General features: G+C 41.0%; 14 protein-coding genes. 11 read left to right on the top strand and 3 right to left on the bottom strand.

Going from position 1 to position 20,769, the window contains the following annotated elements:
• Positions 1–45: 45 nt before the first annotated feature.
• From OCU48_RS18175 to OCU48_RS18145, 7 genes are all read left to right on the top strand, one after another.
• The gene (locus OCU48_RS18175) at positions 46–1,032 is read left to right on the top strand and encodes a LacI family DNA-binding transcriptional regulator (RefSeq protein ID WP_141346319.1); all 987 of its coding nucleotides are present in this window, start codon (positions 46–48) and stop codon (positions 1,030–1,032) included.
• Between the two features lie 109 nt (positions 1,033–1,141).
• Positions 1,142–2,386, top strand: a complete 1,245-nt coding sequence (locus OCU48_RS18170; protein WP_141346320.1) for an extracellular solute-binding protein — start codon at positions 1,142–1,144, stop codon at positions 2,384–2,386.
• Positions 2,387–2,428: 42 nt separating this feature from the next.
• Positions 2,429–3,310, top strand: a complete 882-nt coding sequence (locus tag OCU48_RS18165) for a carbohydrate ABC transporter permease (RefSeq protein ID WP_141346321.1) — start codon at positions 2,429–2,431, stop codon at positions 3,308–3,310.
• The gene (locus OCU48_RS18160) at positions 3,307–4,128 is read left to right on the top strand and encodes a carbohydrate ABC transporter permease (RefSeq protein ID WP_141346322.1); all 822 of its coding nucleotides are present in this window, start codon (positions 3,307–3,309) and stop codon (positions 4,126–4,128) included. Before OCU48_RS18165 ends, OCU48_RS18160 begins: the two co-directional genes overlap by 4 nt.
• Positions 4,128–4,607 (top strand): hypothetical protein, encoded by a 480-nt coding sequence (locus OCU48_RS18155; RefSeq protein ID WP_141346323.1) that lies wholly within the window; start codon positions 4,128–4,130, stop codon positions 4,605–4,607. The genes OCU48_RS18160 and OCU48_RS18155 overlap by 1 nt, the downstream gene beginning before the upstream one ends.
• Before the next feature lie 69 nt (positions 4,608–4,676).
• Positions 4,677–6,872, top strand: a complete 2,196-nt coding sequence (locus tag OCU48_RS18150) for a glycoside hydrolase family 3 N-terminal domain-containing protein (protein WP_141346324.1) — start codon at positions 4,677–4,679, stop codon at positions 6,870–6,872.
• A gap of 72 nt (positions 6,873–6,944) precedes the next feature.
• Positions 6,945–8,549, top strand: a complete 1,605-nt coding sequence (locus OCU48_RS18145; RefSeq protein ID WP_141346325.1) for a sulfatase family protein — start codon at positions 6,945–6,947, stop codon at positions 8,547–8,549.
• A gap of 90 nt (positions 8,550–8,639) precedes the next feature.
• On the opposite strand, the gene OCU48_RS18140 is transcribed toward OCU48_RS18145, so the two are convergent.
• Together OCU48_RS18140 and OCU48_RS18135 are read right to left on the bottom strand one after the other, a co-directional pair.
• Positions 8,640–10,082 carry a sulfatase-like hydrolase/transferase gene (locus OCU48_RS18140; protein ID WP_141346326.1) on the bottom strand — a complete coding sequence of 481 codons (1,443 nt, stop codon included), beginning with the start codon at positions 10,080–10,082 and terminating at the stop codon, positions 8,640–8,642.
• A gap of 89 nt (positions 10,083–10,171) precedes the next feature.
• Positions 10,172–12,916 carry a putative glycoside hydrolase gene (locus OCU48_RS18135; RefSeq protein WP_141346327.1) on the bottom strand — a complete coding sequence of 915 codons (2,745 nt, stop codon included), beginning with the start codon at positions 12,914–12,916 and terminating at the stop codon, positions 10,172–10,174.
• A gap of 656 nt (positions 12,917–13,572) precedes the next feature.
• Here OCU48_RS18135 and OCU48_RS18130 point away from each other — a divergent pair.
• From OCU48_RS18130 to OCU48_RS18115, 4 genes are all read left to right on the top strand, one after another.
• On the top strand, positions 13,573–14,586 hold the full coding sequence (locus OCU48_RS18130) for a hypothetical protein (RefSeq protein ID WP_141346328.1): 1,014 nt from the start codon (positions 13,573–13,575) through the stop codon (positions 14,584–14,586).
• Positions 14,587–15,427: 841 nt separating this feature from the next.
• Complete coding sequence (gene bglX / locus OCU48_RS18125; protein ID WP_141346329.1) at positions 15,428–17,812, top strand: beta-glucosidase BglX; 2,385 nt, start codon at positions 15,428–15,430, stop codon at positions 17,810–17,812.
• 298 nt (positions 17,813–18,110) lie between these two features.
• Positions 18,111–18,686, top strand: a complete 576-nt coding sequence (locus OCU48_RS18120) for a sugar O-acetyltransferase (RefSeq protein ID WP_141346330.1) — start codon at positions 18,111–18,113, stop codon at positions 18,684–18,686.
• 426 nt (positions 18,687–19,112) lie between these two features.
• Positions 19,113–19,634, top strand: coding sequence for a type II secretion system protein (locus OCU48_RS18115; RefSeq protein ID WP_141346331.1), 522 nt, complete (start codon positions 19,113–19,115; stop codon positions 19,632–19,634).
• A 177-nt stretch (positions 19,635–19,811) separates the two neighbouring features.
• Here the strand turns inward: OCU48_RS18115 and OCU48_RS18110 are convergent, their stop codons facing one another.
• On the bottom strand, positions 19,812–20,750 hold the full coding sequence (locus OCU48_RS18110) for a LysR family transcriptional regulator (protein ID WP_141346332.1): 939 nt from the start codon (positions 20,748–20,750) through the stop codon (positions 19,812–19,814).
• Positions 20,751–20,769: the final 19 nt, after the last annotated feature.

The raw sequence follows: 20,769 nt of genomic DNA, 5'->3' as shown, positions 1-20,769 counted from the left end.
TTCAAATAGATAAGGATACTATTAAAGTGAAGGGTCAATACTGAAATGAGACATACAATCAAAGATGTTGCCAGAGAAGCGAACGTGTCAATTTCGACAGTCTCATATGCGATGAACAACAGTGACCGTATCAGTGAAAAAACACGGAAACACGTTCTAGAAGTAGCAAAGAGGCTCAATTACTCGGCAAACAGCAATGCAAAACGTCTAAGACAGAAAAATGTTGGCGCGATCGGAGTGTTCTTTAACTCTTGGTTTGGACCAATTTATAGTGAACTTATTCAGGGTATTGAGCAGAAAGTGCATGAAATGGGGCATGACTTAATTGCCTGTAGTCTTTTTGGTGGAGCAGAGTCAACCGCTCACCGCTACTTGAAAGATCAGATGATTGATGGTGCTATTATATTAAGTAATGCATTTGATGATGAATTCTTGAAATCTGTCGCGGAAAACAATCTTCCCATTGTTGTACTCGATAGAGAAATAACCGCTCCTAATATTTATAATATATTGATTGATAACTTCGGTGGGGCATTCAGTGCAACTAAACAGTTAATCGATAGTGGAAGTGATGAAGTTTATTATATGAGCGGTCCGACTGATTCGTATGACAACCAAAAACGATTAGATGGCTATATAGCAGCCTTGGGTTTTTACAATCTTAAGTTCAATAATGAGCTTATTATTCGTTCTGATTTTACCGAAAAAGATGCTTATGAAAAATCGCTTGAGCTTTTTTCTAAGAAATCGAAACCTCGTTCAATCTTTGCTGGTAATGATGAGATGGCCCTCGGAATAATTAAAGCCGCTAATGAAAAACAGATCAAAATTCCTGAGCAATTGAAGCTTGTTGGCTTTGATGACATTCGAGAATCTGAAAGGTGTTTACCTGCGTTAAGTACGGTTACTCATGATAAGTTTGATATGGGCGTTAAATCCGTAGAAGTTCTTTTTAATGCAATGAATAGTGAAGAATATATTGAACCTGTAACAATATTGCCCACTAAATATATTGCTAGAGACTCTATTTAATATTCAAACAAAACACGTTTTAGTTCTTTGTCATTGCTATGAGAAATCATAGCAATGCTATGTCGCAATTGTTCAGATGTGATTTACATAGCCTTACGAGGATAAACACATGAAAAACCGTTGGCTTACGATAATGCTGCTCGCTTTCACTTCTTCAGTAGTAGCAAAAGAACGAATTGAATTTATGGTTTCGTCTGGAGAGCAGATGACGTTTGTAAATGAGGTAATTAAACCTGAATATGAACGTCGCTATCCTGATATTACATTGGTTTTGACCAATGATTCCAATTTAGAAACACGTATGGCAGCAGGTGATTATCCTAATGTTTATGCAGGTATTTTTGGATATATGGTACCAAGGTATGCGAAACTTGGACGTTTAATGTATTTAAATGAATTTGATGGTTTTGAAGAATTAAAAGATCGAATTGAACCTCAATTCATGACAGAGCATTTCAACCGGAATTATTATATTCCATGGCATGCTACGACTCAGATGATGATTTATAATAAAGATCTATTCAGGGAAGCAGGTTTAGACCCAGAGACACCACCAAAAACCTGGGATGCCTTTTTATCTGCAGCTGAAAAGATTAGTAATCTTCCACCAAGAGATAATGGCGCTAATGTTCATGGTGCCGCGTTGTGGAATGACGCTTTGTCGTGGGGTGGTTGGTACTGGAATATGTTGTCTCCACTTTATTACAATTTTAATGATGGCCAGTATCAGCTATTAAATAAATATGGAACTCATCCAGTATTTGATAAAGATGAAGCGTCGATGGTTCAGTTTTTAGAGACAATGAAAAAGGTTCAACAGTTTTCCCCATTGACGATGGAACAGAACTTTTTCTCGAGAACCATTGGCATGTGGCCACAATATGGCATTGCATGGAAAGCCAACTTACAAGATGCCGCAGGTTATCCAATGGAAATAGGCAAAGACGTTGGTATTGCGCCTATCCCAACATTGTCCGAAGACGGTGTGCATTACTCCAATTTAGATGGTCGTGCATTAATGGTATTTAAGAATACGCGTTTAATTGAACAACGTAGCTGGCAACTTATTGAATTACTGATGGAAGAAGATAATCATCTAAAAGCAAACATGGAATTGCAGAACCTTCCAACGTTAGGCTCTTTACAGTCGCATGCTTACTTTCAACAAGATGATATAAAGCCGTTTGTTGACCAACTTAATAATGTTGTGATGAACGAGTCTTCGGCAGCTGTATCAGAAGTGTCTAGTATTGTACTTAAATATTATTCCCAGTCTGTAGTTATGGATAAAATGACACCTGAAGCGGCCGTAAAAGCAGCAGCTGAAGACGTAAAAACAATATTAAAAAGATAGTGTGTGAAACACATCTCTGACAATTATTATATTGGAATAGTTATGAATATTAAACGTTATTGGGTGTCTTACCTATTTATGTCGCCTTGGGTCGCATACTTTCTTGTTTTTATGTTATATCCATTTTTTCTATCGTTAGAAAATAGTTTCTTGGATATTAATATACTAAATCCTGAAAATACTGAATTTGTTGGTATTGGTAACTGGGTAAATGCCATCTCAGATTACAAATTTTGGAAGTCGATATTTAATGTCTTCTTTAATCAGGCAATATTTATTTCACTAAGCTTCGTGATAGCACTTGGTGCTGCGTTGATGTTAAACGAAGTGACCGTGTTATCTGGGTTGTTCCGAACGGTACTGTTTATACCAGTAGTCACTTCGGTCACCGTTGCCATGTTGATTTTTGACTTTATGGCAGGACCAAATGGCCCTATTCAATCCACGATGCTAGAAATTCAAATGCTTGACTCTCCAGTGTTCTGGAAGTTTGAAAAATGGCTGCCCATGCCAGTCATCGCAGTGTTTAGTGCGTGGAAGTGGTTTGGTGTACAAATGATCATATTCCTCGGTGGTATCGCAAGTATTAACAAGTCGTTGTTGGAGGCTGCTGATATTGACGGCGCAACATGGTCTAGAAAGATTACTAAGATTATTCTGCCGCTAATTAAACCACAGATTATCTTTGTTCTTACGATCAATGTTATCAATGGTTTACAGATGTTTACCGAAGTATTTATGAACTTTGATCTGCAAGGTGGTCCTCATAATTCGGCTTTAACACCTGTACTTCACTTGTACCAAATTGGTTTTGAACAAATGAAAATGGGCGAAGCATCGACAGTTGGATTATTGCTTGCAATCGTAATTTTCATATTGACGATGATTCAGTTAAAAATCACAAACGGGAGTAATAAAGAATGAAAGAACTGAATAAAGGCAAAGTGATGATATATGTATCACTCACGATTGCTAGTATTGTCGTACTCTATCCATTTTTCTTTATGATTATTAACTCGTTTAAGCCGGGTTCGGAAATTATGCATTCTCCGAACTCACTGCCGACCACATGGTCTTTAAATGGCTATATTGAAATTTTTAATAGTGTGAATCTTGGACGTATCTTTTTTAATACAATATTCGTTTCCGTTTCTGTTACTGTATTAAACTGTTTATTATCGGCAATGGTGGCGTTCGCCATCGCGAAAACTAATATGCCAGGGCGACAAGTATGGTTGAGGTTAATTCTATCTTCTATGATGGTACCTGCGATTTTATTTACGATACCAGTCTATATGATGATGTATGAATGGAATTGGATTAATACGTATCGAGTGCTTATTATTCCCGGAGCAATCAGTGCATATAATATCTTTCTATTGTATCAATTCATGACCCAAGTTGACGAAGCTTATTTAGAAGCGGCGCGAATCGATGGTGCGAGTGAGTTTCGTATTTTCTTTAAAGTCGTGTTACCTATGATGCGTCCAGCAATGGCGACGGTTGGTATCCTGACGTTCATGGGAGCATGGAACGACTTTATGGGTCCGTTACTCTATATTCGAGATGATTCAATGCTCACCTTGCAGATGGCGCTCTTTAAGTTCCAACAAGACATACCAGCGGGTAACCTTGAGCAGGTTTGGGCGATGACCACGATGATTGCTGTCCCTGTTGTTTTTGTATTCTTCTTTATGCAGAAAAACTTTATCAAGGCGTTTACTGGCGTAGGGGTGAAATAATGATGAAGTTAAAGCGCATAGGTCTGTTTGTTTCTTTTATTCTGATTGCTTACTTTTTTGCATGGGGTAAAGTTTATTTTTTATCTAAAAGCTACTTCGAGTTTGCTCAACAGCAAGAGCAATCTGGTAATTATGTTGTGGCTTTGAAAGGTACAAATAAATTAGAAGTTAGAATCGATGAGGTTTATTTAGGTGGTTATCAGCAGGTTATAGAAGCATGGGATAATGTTACATTTGGTATCACACCTTCTTTTTATGATGAAGCACTAAAGGCACCTGAAAGATTAATTCTAAAATTATCAGATGAAGAGCTTTATCAATTTGTTGACTTGTACGTCCAGCTTGATAGCAAATATGTTCCGGAGGTAGCTGAATTACTCCTGAAACGTGCCACGGATTCAAATGACGAATTGTTAGCATCTGAAATGAGAGAATTTTTAATTCAAGCTTTCCCCGATTATCTCTACTTTCAAGACTAAACAATAGGCATAGCCATATTCATGGTTGTGCCTAAATATTGCCAGTCAGAAATATCTTTTGGAGTACATATGGTACACCCGTATCAAGACACTGCTTTATCTATTGAACAAAGAGTAGAAGATTTATTAGCTCGAATGACGATAGAAGAAAAAATTGGTCAACTTTGTCAGAGCCCTATGTTGGAATACGAAGCCAATCGTGAATCGTATTTAGATGGTGTTAGGCGAGGTTGTTGGGGATCCAGAATTCTTGCGGATACTGCATGGGCTGGAAATGCCCCTGGAGAAAGCATTGATCCAAAACAACTCAATGAATTTCAGCGAGTCGCCGTTGAGCAGAGCCGATTGGGTATTCCGCTCATTATTGCCAGAGATGTGATTTATGGGCAGCAAACCGTACTTCCTATTCCATTGGCGCAAGCGTCTTCGTTTAATCCTGACATGATTGAAAGCGCCTATCGCGGTATCGCAAAGGAAGCGTCATCGCTCGGTATTCATTGGACGTTCGCGCCAATGTTGGACATTGTACGAGACCCTCGTTGGGGTCGCGTGATTGAAAGTGCAGGCGAAGATCCGTTTTTAACCAGTGCAATGGCAAAAGCTGTAGTCAAGGGGTTTCAAGGTGATGATATTTCACATGAGGACTCTTTAGTTGCTTGTGCAAAGCACTTTGTCGGATATGGTGCATCAGAAGGCGGGCGGGATTATGACACGACAGAAATCTCGGATAACTCTCTACACAATGTTTACTTACCCCCCTTTAAAGCTGCAGTAGAAGCGGGTGTGGTGACGGTTATGTCCGGATTTAACGATTTGGGTGGCACCCCGGTTTCGGGCAGCAAACCATTGATTGAAGACTGGTTGAAACAGCAACAAGGTTTCGGCGGTTTAGTTGTAAGCGATTGGGGATCCATTTCGGATTTAGAGTACTTTGGTGTTGCCAAAAGTGCGACAAACGCAGCCAAGAAAGCGCTTGAAGCTGGTGTTGATATGGCAATGACCAATGAAGCGTATCAAGATCATTTACCTGAACTTGTCTCATCAGGTCAGGTGGATCTTGCAAAAATCGACGAGGCGGCTCGTCGAGTTCTGAGTGTCAAATTTAGAGCGGGTCTTTTTGAAAAACCTTATGTAGATGAGGAGCGTCACAAGTCAGTGTTACGCCATCCTGAGCATGTTTTAAAAGCACAACAACTGGCAGAGCAAAGTATGGTACTGCTAAGAAACAATGGAATATTACCATTGAACAATGCTTCTAAGCAGGAAAACAGAATCACGATAGCCGTTATTGGCCCTCACGCTCATACCAAACGGCAACATTTAGGCTCGTGGTGTTTAGATGGTCGTTCTGACGATGTGACAAGCATCTATGAAGGGCTTAAACACTACGTCGAACAGCAGAACCTCAATATTGAAATCTGCACCGAAGAGGCTGCTTTCACAGATGAAATGGTAGAATGTGCCCATCGAGCAGATGTGACGATTTTATGCACGGGAGAAAGTCATCGCCGAACGGGTGAGGCGAGAAATATTGCTGACTTAACATTACCCGCTGGTCAAGAACAGCTTATCCAAGCCATAGGTGAAACAGATACCCCGCTTGTAGTAGTGCAATGTACGGGACGCCCTGTGCCGTCTATGGCGACTGAGCAGTATGCTGACGCACTGATGTTCGCTTGGCAGAGCGGGACAGAAACAGGACATGCTGTGGCACGTATATTGTTTGGTGCGGTTTCTCCTAGTGGACGTTTACCCATGTCAGTGCCACGCTCCACGGGGCAAATTCCGATTTACTACGCTCGTAAACCTCTCGGTAAAATGCGTGATTTCCAAGAATATCAACCGTACAAAAACCAAAAACATACGCCGTTATACCCGTTTGGTTATGGATTGACTTACGGTGAATTTGAGTATGGTAATTTAGAACTCAGTCATAGTGAATTGTCTTTGGGTGATACGTTAAAGGTTCACATCAAGGTGCGAAATATTGGAGACCATGTGGCGACAGAAGTTGTGCAGTGTTATACGCGGCAGATCAACGCTACTACTACTCGACCGGAAAAGGAATTGAAGGCGTTTTCACGTGTGGACTTACGTCCTGGTGAAACCAAAACGGTGTGCTTAGCGATCCCATATCAGTCACTTGAATATTACGGGGAAACACAGCGCTTTGAAGTAACCGAATCTCGTATAGATCTTTATGTTGGGCCGGACAGCAATGCGTCTTTAGAGGCTTCATTCTTACTGCAACCCCCTAAAAGTTAAATAATTCGTGATTTTATATGAATTTGAACCTGCTGTTGCTTGCAACGAGCAGGTTTTTTTTGAGGTTAATCTATGGAAAATCAAACTCGACCAAGCCCAAAACAACCAAACATTATCTACATTATGTCAGATGATCATGCTGTAAGGGCTGTTAGTGCTTACCAGAGTGATATTGCTCATCTAGCCCCGACGCCTAATATCGACCGTATTGCTCGTAACGGTGCACGTTTCGATAAATCTTTTGTGACTAACTCATTGTGCGGTCCTTCTCGCGCGGCAATGTTGACGGGAAAGTTTGGTCACAAAAATGGTTTTAACCACAACGGTCAGTTATTTGATGGGCACCAACCTACTTGGCCACGATTATTGAAGGAACATGGCTATAGTACCGCATGTATCGGCAAGTGGCATATCAACCTGACTCCAGACGGGTTAGATTTTGATCATTGGGAGCTTTTAAACGATCAGGGTGAGTACTATAACCCTGACTTTATAACCAAACAGGGCGTAAAACGTGAGCACGGTTATACAACGGAGCTGATCACGGAAAAGTCGCTAAATTGGATAGCTAAGCAAAAAAACAGCGAGCAGCCCTTTGCTTTGCTAATTCACCATAAAGCACCACATCGAAACTGGATGCCAGCTCCCCAGCATACTAGAGCGTTTGAAAATACCCTATTTCCTGTACCTGATAATTACTTTGACACCTACCAAGGACGAGCCGCAGCCGCAATGCAAACAATGAACATCTACCGTGATGCCCAAGAAGGGCATGATCTTAAGATGACTAAAGCGGTAGGGGAAACACAGTGGAGAGAAGATATCTGGCCATTTTTGCTTGAACGATTAACGCCAGAACAAAGAGAGCAATGGGATCTTGCATATCAAGATCGCAATGACTGGTTTAACAACAACGAAGCCGATATGAGCGATGAAGATATTGCCATCTGGAAATACCAGCGTTATGTCCAAGACTATCTCGCAACTATCATATCCGTCGATGAGTCAGTAGGGGAGGTACTCGATTATTTAGAGCGACATAACATTGTTGATAATACCATTGTGATTTATACCTCTGACCAAGGTTTTTACATGGGCGAACACGGCTGGTTCGATAAGCGCTTTATGTATGAAGAGTCCTTTCGTGCACCACTGCTAATACAATATCCAGATAAAATAGCGCCGAATACTATAGTGAATGAATTGGTGCAAAATATCGATTATGCCCCAACTTTTTTGGAGTATGCGGGAATAGCGGTAACGAGCGATATTCAGGGGCAGTCTCTGGTGCCATTACTCAATGGTGGGCATATTTCAGAGGAAGAGGGCGGATGGCGTACATCACTGTACTACCATTTTTATGAGTATCCCGCCATGCATGACGTAACACGACACTATGGCATTCGAGATCATCGCTACAAGCTAATGCATTTTTATTATCAGATAGATGAATGGGAGTTTTATGATCTTGATCGCGATCCTACTGAGATGAACAACGCGATTAATGACCCAAAGTATTTGTCGATCATCCATAAGCTTAAGCAAGATATTGTAAAACTCGAACACCAATACGATGTCCCACCAAGATTGGAGTGGAATGACTCGCCTTTAGAGTGTGTGTCAGCACCGACGCTGAAGGATCTTTATCCGAATAGTTATCAAGTTACTCAACAATAACAATCAGTGTTTAGGTTGCTCTCATAAATAAGGCACTCTGATGAGTGCCTTATTTATATTTCTATTTCTATTTCTATTTATCTTGGCTTGTTATTTATCGTGATTAATACCACGCCAGTTATTGTCAAATTTATACGTTTCTTTGTGCCAACCCCATTGAGAGGGCAGGTTGTCGGCATTCCAATTATCCAATGCAGCTTTGAGGCGTTTCACTTGCTCCGGAAATTGTGCTGAGAGATCGATAGATTCGCTCACATCCTCACTGATTTTATAGAGCTCCATGTGGTTCCTAGTGTCGTGTATATTAGGAATGAGCAGTTTCCAATCATCATCACGAACCGCCGCTTGCATTGGTGTTAGCCAATATAGATATCGCTCTTCAAGTTTCTCTTGAGTGCCTGTTAGACGTGGCAACAAGTTAATGCCCTCAAGCTGAGCCTGGTCTTTTTCAGATAAAGTAATATTGGCAGCAGCAAGCATAGTCGGTGTGATATCTAGAGCAATAGTAGGCTCATCAATCACTTGATTGGCTGGTATTTTACCTTTCCATGTGATGCTAAATGGAACTCGTATTCCACCATCCCATAGGTCTCGCTTAGTACCGCGGAGCGGAGTATTGAAAGAACCATTGTCTTTTGGATCACCTCCATTGTCAGACATAAAGATCACCATTGTGTCTTCCATTAGTTCATGCTGTTCAAGTTTGTCGAGCATCTTCCCAATGTTGACATCCATGTTGTAGGTCATAGCGACAAATTTACGACGCGTTTCATCTTCTATGAAGGCAAACTTTTCAAGATCTTGCTGTTTGGCTTGCATTGGACCATGTGACGCATTGAATGGTACATATAAAAAGAAAGGCTCATCTTTATGTCGATCGATGAAATTCACCGCTTCATCAGCAAATACATCCGTTAGATAGCCATCAAAATTGGCAATCAGGTCATCGTTTCTATAGATAGATGAGTACGCATTTTTCTTGGCATTTTGCATGTTACGACCAGTCACGAAATAGTCGGCTGCACCGTTATTAAAACCAAAGAAGTAGTCGAAGCCACGATTTTGCGGCCAGAATTTTTTATCTTCACCATCATGAGATTTACCGATAAAGCCCGTTGTATAGCCAGCTTGTTGAAAGAAATCGCCAAAAGTTTGTGCAGATAAGTCGAGACCTTGCTCAATACCAGGTTCAAGGATGTAAGGACCGATATTATCAACATAACCATAGCGTTGTTGGTAGCGTCCCGTCACTAGGCCTGCTCGAGATGGACCACACACAGCGCCTGTCACGTAGCCTGCTGAAAGGATCGCACCTTCAGAGGCAAGCTTATCCATGTTGGGTGTCACTACATCCTGACGGATATTTTGGAATCCCATGTCGGCATAACCGATATCGTCAACGAAAATAAGTAAAACATTAGGTTGGCGAGGTTCATTATGATGACTTGCAACCTCGCTTTGCGCGAAAGCAGTGCTAGTGAAGGTAGAAGTGATGGCAAGAGCAAGGCATTGCTTAATCAACTGTTTTTTCATTGTGGTATAACTTCCAGTGTAAAGGGAATATACGACCACCGAGATGAGGTGGTCGTTAGTACGGTTATAGAGGGCAATTATTAGGCATGCTAAGGCTGATGAACTAAGTCAATGGTAGTATCAACATTACTACTATTTTTGTTGATGACGACGCCTGCCATTCTGAATACATAGCCAATAAAGTTATCTTGCTCTGATGGAGACATCGCGAATGTAGTTACCTTATTTACATTCTGAACCGAGTTTAATAAAACAACGCCATCATCATTTACAAATAATTTCTTCAGGGGAATGCTTACTTTATACACGGCATCTCCTTGGACTAAATCCTGCATGTTAAGATCAATAACATTTGTTGGAAGAGCGCCTGTACTTCCTTGCGGTGTTGTACTGTCAAATTTAAAACGCATCACCCAATCATGATTAGGCCTTGTACCAGACGAATTCATGTAGAATTCTAGCGCTCCATTTTCTATATATTGGGCTAAGTCAACGGTGTCGTAGTTATCAATATCAACAGGGTGGGTGAAGTAAGAAGTACCACTATTGTTTTTATGTGTTATGCCAGCAAAAATTGGATTGTGGTCGGCTGCCCAACCTGCGGGTTGGCCCCAGTTTGTTTCTGCTTGATTGGTTACTCCATGCTCAGGTGCCCAACCATATTTAACATTACCGCTCGACTCCTTCATTACTCGACGTACGTCGTTAATCTCATCGGTTTGCGTTTGAGACGAAAGATTGTCACAAGATTGAATGTTTCTTACGGCCCAATTATCGGGTAATCCATTTGCATAAAGTTCGACATCGCTTATCTCAAACGAACTTTGTCCGGTGATATCTAACGATAGGGCTGTATTAACGCTGTTAATGTCAAGACCTTGGTCTACGAAACAGTGCATCGGCACAATGATCTGTTGTGATTCATTAGAGCCTCTTGAAGCCGCAACCGCGCTGCTGATATCAACAGGGGTAATATAGTTATCAATAGCATTACTCATCGATAACAACATTGCTTCGTGAGTACCTTGTTCGACTAGTGGCTTAATGCTAAAGCTTATTACACCGTTTTCCGCTTGAGTAGTATTGTAAGTTGCATCAAGGTTCCAGCTTTTTTCAGAGGTGAAGCGAAGTGTTGCCGACTCTTCACCAGTTACAGTTACCGTTAATGGCGCAAACCCTGCTAGGTCTTGAGTTTCAATCGAGATATTGTCAAGCTCAACCAGACCATCTGCATTTATTTCTGCGGTGTTACCATTGTTATCTTCGATTTGAATCTCGAATGGACTTTTTTTCACATCGCTTGGCTTATCGGCCTTGTAAAGATAGACATTTTCAGACAACTCGTTGTCTGCAGGTGCATCCCCGAAATAATGTTCTTCGAATATCTTTTCTTGTTCACCGAATTTGTTGATTTTTACTTCAGCAATTGAATACACAAGACCGGCAAAATGGTGACCATCGTCTTCTTTGGATTGAGCAAAACTAACGAAATTTTTGACATTTTGTAACGCGTTCAGCAATACCTTTGTGTACTCATTATCTTGTCCTGCATTGTAAGTTACGCTGAACAAGTCCTTCATAGGGATGCTAACTCGGTAAACCATTGCGCCTGGAGAAATATTTGACATGTCGATGCCAACGGGCAAGGATGAAATTCCTCCAGTGCTACCTTCCGGAATTATTCCATCAAGTTTAAACGCAATTTCCCAGCTTTCATGACTCGGTTCTATACTATTGGCATTTAACGCTAGGAAGAACTCTACTGCGCCAGTCTCCATGTATTGAGACAGATCAACTTTCTCATTATCATCAAGTAAAACGTTATGAATGAAGTAGCTTTTGTTGTCAGGATTATGGCCTTCATTATTATGATTAATACCTACGAACAAGGGCCAGTCATCTTGTGAACCTGCAGGTTGGGCATGGGCTACATTGCCATTAACGGCTGATACGTTCGGGGCCCAACCATTTATCACAGTTTCACCATCTATCTTAGTCGCATGACGTAGAATAGTGATGTCGTCACTTTCAATTTGAGCTGAGTTTGAACAAGGTTGAACCTCGATTGCTCCCCAATTATCTGGCATAGAGTTAGCCATCCAGCGAACATTAGCCAAGCTGTATCGAACTGGGCCTTCGGTTTCAAACTCAATTGCAGTTTGAAGTGTTTTAGGATCAACATCGGTACTATCAAAGAAACAACTCAGCGGCAATTTAATTTCTTGTAGTGCTTGTGCTCCTGTAGTCGCAATAACGGCACTAGTCACGTCAACCGAACGGCTATTACCAGCCTGATCGCGTAGAGTGACAGTCGCTCTGGTTAATGTATCTTCGTCGGCATCAACACTTGCTTCAGGTTGAATTTCAAAAGATAAAGAGCCTTTGTTCCAATTTATGTGATCTGAATCACCGTTAGCCCAACCATGATATGTGCGTACCGTATTCACCGGCTTATTAGCAGAAAAAGAAATACTTGCAGTTGCGTTACTCATCACATCAGCTTCTACGGCAACGTTCATGGTAGTAAAATCATGAAAGTCTACGTTATCAATAGTAATGTTACCGTTCTCATTAGGACCTGTATCGACAGTAACTTCGTCGCTAGTTGAATCTTTCATCGTCATCGTAAACGGTTGACGCCAGCTTGTTTCGTTATCCGCAGCATCGACGCGATACAAGTTAAGGCCAAAATCGGTTGCCAAACCAGTATCGCCACCACCACCACCACCACCTGCCCCGCCAGTGTCACCATAGTCATACTTATCGTCTAAACACCCGCTGAGAATAAGGGTTGACCCGATTAATAGGGTCAAACTGGTTTTTTTTTGTATCATTTTTTTATCCTTAATTCTTAATTGACCTAGAACACTTTAAACAGCAGCTGTATTAGTTATATTTCGTCAAAATCATGCCTGCTTAAATCGCTATAAATAGGTGAAATTACACTACAAATCCACACTCATTTATTATCAATAGAAACGTTTCATTCATTTTTTCTGATTAGATATATTTTATTATTCGTTTTCAAGAGTAAAAATAATAAAATGTGACCTGTGGTGGCTTTACGGTGAGTTGTTGTCGTTTAATGTGATTTAGAGAGTGTAAGTGTAACGAGAGGTACGATAAATATAACGGTAAAATCATGTTACAATTCGTTTTTTCAATGCTATGTAGCTACCAATTAATACGCGAAATTATCATGGTTACCTAAACAACAGGGGCGTATTGCCCTTTTTTTACGAATATCACGAGAGTTTGCTCACATTACTATGATTTTTTATTTAGGGTTATTTCACAGTAGTTATATTTATTTCTTTTTATTCAGTTACTTACGTGTAATTGGCGTTATTGTCTGCATATTGACACTTCAATCGAAACGTTTATCTTTGCGTTATTAAAAGAACACTATGACAAAGAATCCATAAATGCGAGATAGCGTGCATGGCTGATTATGTTGTGAAATAAGTAAAATAATGTGAAGGGTTAATAGATGGTCAAAAAGTATAGTGTGGTGGTGTTAAGTGCCTTGCTAGTCTCTGGAACAGTTTTAGCAGATCTATCGGATTTGGCGGATATCCCTAGTGATGTGTTAGTTATGGACGGTGATGAGGACACAATGATTGCACCGCCAGAACAACCTAAAGTGAGTAAAGCTCGTGGACCGATGAGAACAAGCTTTTTTACGGGTGTAGAGTATGGTGAAAGCGTATACGAGTATAACGGGAAAGGAAGTAATTTAGTTTTCGTTATCGCCGATGGTGGAACTCGTATTTCCGAAAATTGGCGGCTACGTTATATTTTGAGCGAACAGCATGCAGAGACAAAAGGGTTAGATCAAGATGATGGTGTGAGTATTAACTACCGAATCGCTCCACGCTATTCAAAATGGGTTAATCCAAATTTTAGTTATTTTATCGAGCCTTCATACTATCGCCGCACTGGTAGTAGTGGTATTGAAAATACTGAATGGCAAATTAAGCCTGGTATGCAGTATGCTCTTCGTAAACACATCTTTTTTTCTACACTCGAATACAAAGACTTAAACAGAAAGCGTTATGCGCGAGATGAAAATGGTTGGAAGCCTACAATCAAAGAAGATAGAGATTTTCAACGTATCAATGCCGAAGTTAATTATACCTATCGCCAATCAACGTCATTTAACTGGGGATTGAATATTAATGGTGGTAGCACTTTAGATAATGCAGACAATGTACCCGATATTTATACTCGAAGCAGAAACTATAACATCAAACCATTTGTGCGCCTTAAACACTTCAATAACATTACCACTGAAGTCAATTTACGTTGGGGACGTGCTGAAAGCGGTTTAAATTGGGGGGGTTCTGATACGACTGAAATAAATATAAATAACAATATGCAGCTGAACCGACATTTACGGTTAATTGCTAACATTGGCTATAGACAAGCGACGAGGCATACTGATTTAGGTTGGGGTGATAGTGAAGGTTTAAAAGGAAGAGTGGGTCTCAACATATCTTTCTAGTCGGATGAATATAACTACATGTCATTATATGAACGCCCATTTTTAAACGAAGTGGGCGTTTATCGTTTAACTTGTCTAGATAGCGATCACCTATTTCGCTAAAATTTAAAGAAAATTACTACGAGTTTATGTTCCAACCCCCGATGTACTCGACTTCAATAGCCTATCTAAAATAGACGTACCTACTTATTTACACTTGTAGGGTTCACTTTAAATTCTTAGCGATTTGAGTACGGGATTTCCTTTTCTTGAATGGCTTAAGAGTCAGCAACCCCTCTTTTCATGTGTATTGTCTTCTGTCGAATTAGACGCTTTTAAAAGTTTGTTTGATCAAGGCGATTATGGGTGTTTTTTGTCAGCCTTAATCGGGTCACATTTTACTATTACTACAATCGAACGGCTCTGAAATCAAAGATTAGCTAGATATTTGTACCTAGTCCTAGCCTAAATATAAGCGACGTTATTAACTGAAACTTGCTCGGCTCATACCTGTAAAGTTACTTTGTGATCCATTAACTTCATTGACTGAAGAACGCAATCAATCCGTTTGAAATAACAGCTGATTAATGTAACGTTTCTATCGTCTATTATTGAGCTTAATCCCATTTTATTGCGTCTAAATGCCATTAAAAATGCGTGATATCGCATTGTTTTATTTGCTAGTTAGCGAAACGTTTCGAGTTGGTTTAAAGTGCTATCAATACTTGAGTCAGGAGCGGTGATTTGCTGTCGTTGATGTGTTTTCTGTGAAAGGTCAATTTGCAGAGGTGCTCGACAGCTATATTACAGTTTATCCCGATTTGTAAGCATGTTTAGTTGAATCAGTTTGATTGGAACAATTATGAGAACAGCATTTAAGGCGACAGTTTTGACGCTCAGTTTATCATTAGAAGGTTATGCTATGGCGGGTACAACAATGTTTAAAGACGTTATTCGAGTAGAGCCTCAAAGCTCAGCATCTAACGTTCATTGGCAAAAGGATTCAGCGGATATGAATAAGTTTGTTGAGGAGCTTATTCAGAAAATGACGCTAAAAGAAAAAATTGGTCAGCTTGATTTACAAAGTGGTTTTCGTAATACCACTGGTCCATTTATCAATGAGTCTTATGAACAGCAGATCCGAGATGGACAAGTTGGTGCAATCTTCAATGCATACGGTGCAGAGTTTGGGCGGCATCTACAAAATATTGCGGTAGAAGAAACGCGTATGGGTATTCCACTAATTGTCGGGCACGACATTATTCATGGCCACAAAACGATTTTTCCACAGTCGATTGGCGAAGCCGCCACATGGGATTTAGATGCGGTAAAAGCCAGTGCGCGCTTTGCCGCAAAAGAAGCAGCTGCTGATGGCATTATGTGGACGTTTGCTCCGATGGCTGATCTGGTTAGAGATCCTCGGTGGGGGCGAGTGTCGGAAGCATCAGGAGAAGACGTATTTTTATCGACCGCCATGGCAGTTGCTCGTGTTCAAGGGTTTCAAGGTGAGGATTTGAGCGCCGAAGACACTGTAATGGCAACGGCAAAGCACTTTGTGGGTTATGGATTATCTCAAGCTGGACGTGACTACCATACTACTGATGTCTCAGAACATGAGCTTTGGACAACACAGATGCCTCCATTTAAAGCTATGGTGGATGCGGGTGTTGGTACGTTCATGACGGCGTTTAATGACCTCAACGGTGTACCTGCTTCTGGCAGTCACCGATTGCTGACTGAAGTGCTTCGCGACCAGTGGGGTTTCAAAGGATTTGTTGTGACGGACTATACTGCCATCAACGAATTGGTGCCTCATGGTTATGCTCGTGACGAAAAACATGCTGCGGAGATTGCATTTAATGCAGGCGCGGACATGGATATGGTTGGGCAGCTTTATATTGAGCATCTAGAGTCGTTAGTCGCGGAAGATAAAGTGTCAGAGCAAGCGATTGATAAGTCGGTACGTTCAATACTTGAAATGAAATGGCGTTTAGGATTGTTTGAAGATCCATATCGTTATAACGACAAAGAAAGAGCCGCTCGAGAAATTCTTAGTATTGAAAACCTCGAAGCTGCAAGAGATGTAGCTAGAAAGTCGTTTGTTTTATTGAAGAATGATAATGATATTTTACCACTCAATATGAAGAAGATTGATTCGATCGCTTTGATAGGTCCCCTTGCAGACAGTAGAGCCGACATGATTGGTAATTGGGCAGCTGCTGGAGATCGTAAGAGTGACCCAGTTTCAGTGCTTGATGGTTTAAAAAGCCGTTATGGCGACGATATTAAAATTCATTATGCGAAAGGGGCAAGCAACGAGTACTTATCGACTCAAGATGAGCTTGATACTTTAGAGGGATTAACGGTGCCACGGATCCATAAAGCTGCCCCCCAACTACAATCAGATCTTGATGCGGCTATTACTGCAGCTAAAAAATCTGACGTAATAGTCATGGTTATGGGTGAAGATCAGCGCATGTCAGGTGAAGCGGCAAGCCGAGTCGAGCTCAAGTTACCCGGTAATCAACAAGAGGTAATGAAGGCGCTGAAAAAACTCGGCAAACCAATGGTGCTTGTTGTGATGAGTGGTCGACCAAATGATTTACGTTGGGCAGATGAAAACGTCGATTCTATTTTGCACGCTTGGTATCCGGGAACCGCTGGTGGACATGCCATTGCTGATGTGTTGTCGGGTGACTATTCACCGTCTGGTAAACTCCCTATGACATTCCCTCGCTCGGTGGGTCAAGTACCGATTTACTATAATGAGAAGAATACGGGACGCCCTTATAAAGCGGATAACCCTAACCAACGACATGAACATTATAAATCGCGTTATGACGACTCACTAAATACCCCGTTATACGCTTTTGGGCACGGTCTAACTTATGGTCAGTTTGACTATACAGATATGAAGCTGAGTTCAGATTTTTTGAGTTCAGAGAAAGACTTAGTAGTGAGCGTCAAGGTGACTAACTCTGGAGATTTTGCTGGTGAAGAGGTTATCCAACTTTATACCAGACAGCTTGTGGGTTCGATTACTCGCCCAGTAAAAGAACTAAAAGGCTTTCAAAAAGTTCATTTCGAAGCCGGTGAAAGTAAAACTATTTCATTCATTCTCTCAACAGATGATCTCGCATTTTATCGTGCAGATATGAGTTGGGGCTACGAATCAGGCATGTTCGATGTCTTCGTAGGAACGGCTTCAGATAAGGTTCAACAAGCCAGTTTTTCTATTACTCATTAACCCAAGGCTTATGAATAAATGAGCCTGACCTAGCAGGCTCATTTTGAACAAATAGACAATGGGAAAATCGGTATAAGATAGAGCATGGCGAGCTTTTTATTAAACCTAACGGTAAATTATGAAGCAGACAGAAAATCAAACGAATTTTAGTATCTGGAACATCTAGTCAAAAAACATGGTTGTCCCACTGTGAGCTAGGGAGGGTATTGCCCTCCAATTTAAGCTTTGCTATTTGACCAATAGTTTTATCCTTAAAAAGTTATGCCTTTCTTTCGCATGTATACCTCAAGGAGATCTCGTGCTAACCGAGAAACAAAAAATGATTGCAGGGTTGGATTATATCCAATCTGATCCTGAGTTGGTTGCGGATCGCAACAGAGCGAAGGCGTTGTGCTTTAAGATATCCCAAACATGCCCAACTGATCGTGCTACTCATCAAGCCCTGATGTCCAATATTATTGGCTATAAAACGGAGGCATGGGTGGAGCCGCCTTTTTATTGTGATTACGGCTACAACATTCGATTGGGAAACAATTTTTATGCCAACCATGGATGTGTAATTTTGGATTGCGCACCAGTCACCATTGGCGATAATTGCCTACTGGCACCAAACGTTGTGATTGCATCGCCGGGACATCCATTGGATCCTGTTGAACGTGCCTACGGGGCCGAATTTGCAAAGCCAGTTACCATAGGTAAGGACGTATGGCTAGGTGCTAATGTCACGGTATGCCCGGGAGTCTCGATTGGTAACAATGTCGTTGTTGGAGCAGGGAGTGTCGTGGTGAAAGATCTACCTGATAACTCAGTATGTGTAGGCGTGCCAGCGGTTAAAATAAGAGACATTACAGAACGAAATAGTGAGACTAAGTAGTATGTCATAATGAGCTACCTGCCATACCTTAGTTAATTCATACTTTACTAAATTACAAAACGCGCAACTCGAAGTTATCCATCTTCGAGCAAGCGAGATCTGTGCTGGCTCATTTATGCTCCATTGTGTGTTGCGACGAAGTGAACACACAGCTACACCCAAGTATCATTTGGCCACTGCACCACAGTAAGTACGGGTTTGGCGCTTGTTGAGTTGTGACGTAGAACCTATTCAGCTTAGATTTGGTCAAATTGAAATATTTTTAGAAGAAAACTTACGACAGATTAAAACTCGCTCCTAATGAGTGGTATTGACATAGCGCATACCTGTTATTGCTACTCATCATTAGCCACTATTGTTAGTTGATTTTAAAATGCGTCTTGATGTCAATGGATCTGATAATCGTACTTATAGCTTGAGGTGATTATGGCCATTAATGAAAACAGACAGACCTATCCGAGAAATAATACTCACGGTTTTACACTCATAGAACTCGTTGTTGTCATTGTGATACTGGGAATACTCGCGGTTGTCGCCATGCCTAAATATCTTAATCTTCAAAAAGATGCAACGATTGCTGATCTACAAGGTATAAAAGCTGCAATCGGTGATGCAAACCATCTCGTCTATTCTGAAGCTTTAATTGCTGGGAAGGAAAATGAACCTTTCGTCAGTGCCTCATGGCTGGGAGAAGGGTTTGAAAATGCTTATATTGTTAATGGTCACATGGCGGTTGATGAAGCATCGGTGAAGTCATTTGTAGATCTGGATGAAGCTTTAATTCTTGAGCCTGGTGGATGGCTCGCTGGAAAGCCTGGGCACATAAGAATATACACTAGTGATCAGTATTCAGGCCTGCCTGATGAGCAAGGTGTAAACTGCCATGTTCAGTACACGAATACTCAAGTGTACGCCCCTAACGTTACTATACGAACAGATGCCTGTTAGTGAAATAAATTCAGCGGCAACTATTTCCATTTTTTTGTTTCCGTTTTATCACCGACACACAAAAATAAGATGATGGGGGTTCGATTCCCGCTGCACGCTCCAATATCTTTTCTTGTTTTACCAATCCCAATGCTTTGAAAATTAACGCTTTATTGCGTGGTTTTGTGTATCTGTCATTTATTCATGCTCAAGCTTATATTTGTCCAAATACACCTGAATTTTCTTCGAAATCGTAAAAATAGTGTCTCTAAGCCATGCATGTGCAGGGTCATTGTCGAGCCTCTTTGGCCAGATCAGATAGGTACTCATAGTTGTATGCTCAAACGGCGGTGTGAACACCTGTAATTGTAATCTGTCTTTAAATTGCAGTGCGAGAGACAAGGGTACAACACTCAGGCAATCGGTTTGGCTGCAGAGCATCAAGTTGCTGAACAGAGTACGTCCATGATAGGCCACATTTCGTTTGGATAAGTCAATGCTAGTGTAGTGGGTTAGGCTATAAAGGCTGTTTCTTTTGCGTTCCAGTAGGGCGTGCTTTTCTTGCATAAAAAGTTCTGCTGTTAGCTTCCCTTGTATTCGAGGGTGATCTTGGCTACAAACCACCACAAAGCTATTTCCCAATAGTTTGGTACTTCGAATGCTAGCTTGCTTTGATGGTAAGATATCAATCAAAAGATCAACCTTTTGACTCATCAAATCATCGTACATTTTGCTTTCATCAGAAGGCTGATCAAACACCTCTAAAGTGATGTTTTCTGGCGTGGTTTTGGCAAATTGATCCATCAGAACCCATTGCAGATGCTCAGGGGCGGTAATGACAAATTGACGCTTAGCGGTTGCGGGATCAAATGATCCTAAAGATTGGAATACTTGATTGAGCTGATTGATCGGATCTTGTACTTGCCGATAAAGGTTTTTGGCATAGCTGGTGGGCTCAATGCCCCTACCTTTACGTAAATACAATTCTTGTCCCAATTGCTTTGATAGTCGGGCCATTGCGGTACTAACCGTCGATTGGTTGGTATTTAACTGCTCTGCAGCTTTACTTAAGCTTCCTTGCTCTATAACAGCGGCAAATACAGCTAATAGATTGAAGTTAGGGATATCGTTTTGCATAGAAAGCCTCATTATTAAC

The sequence above is a fragment of the Vibrio inusitatus genome (genome assembly GCA_024346935.1).
In the GTDB taxonomy this organism is placed as follows: Bacteria; Pseudomonadota; Gammaproteobacteria; order Enterobacterales; family Vibrionaceae; genus Vibrio; species Vibrio inusitatus.
This window is presented reverse-complemented; position numbering and strand designations above follow the sequence as displayed.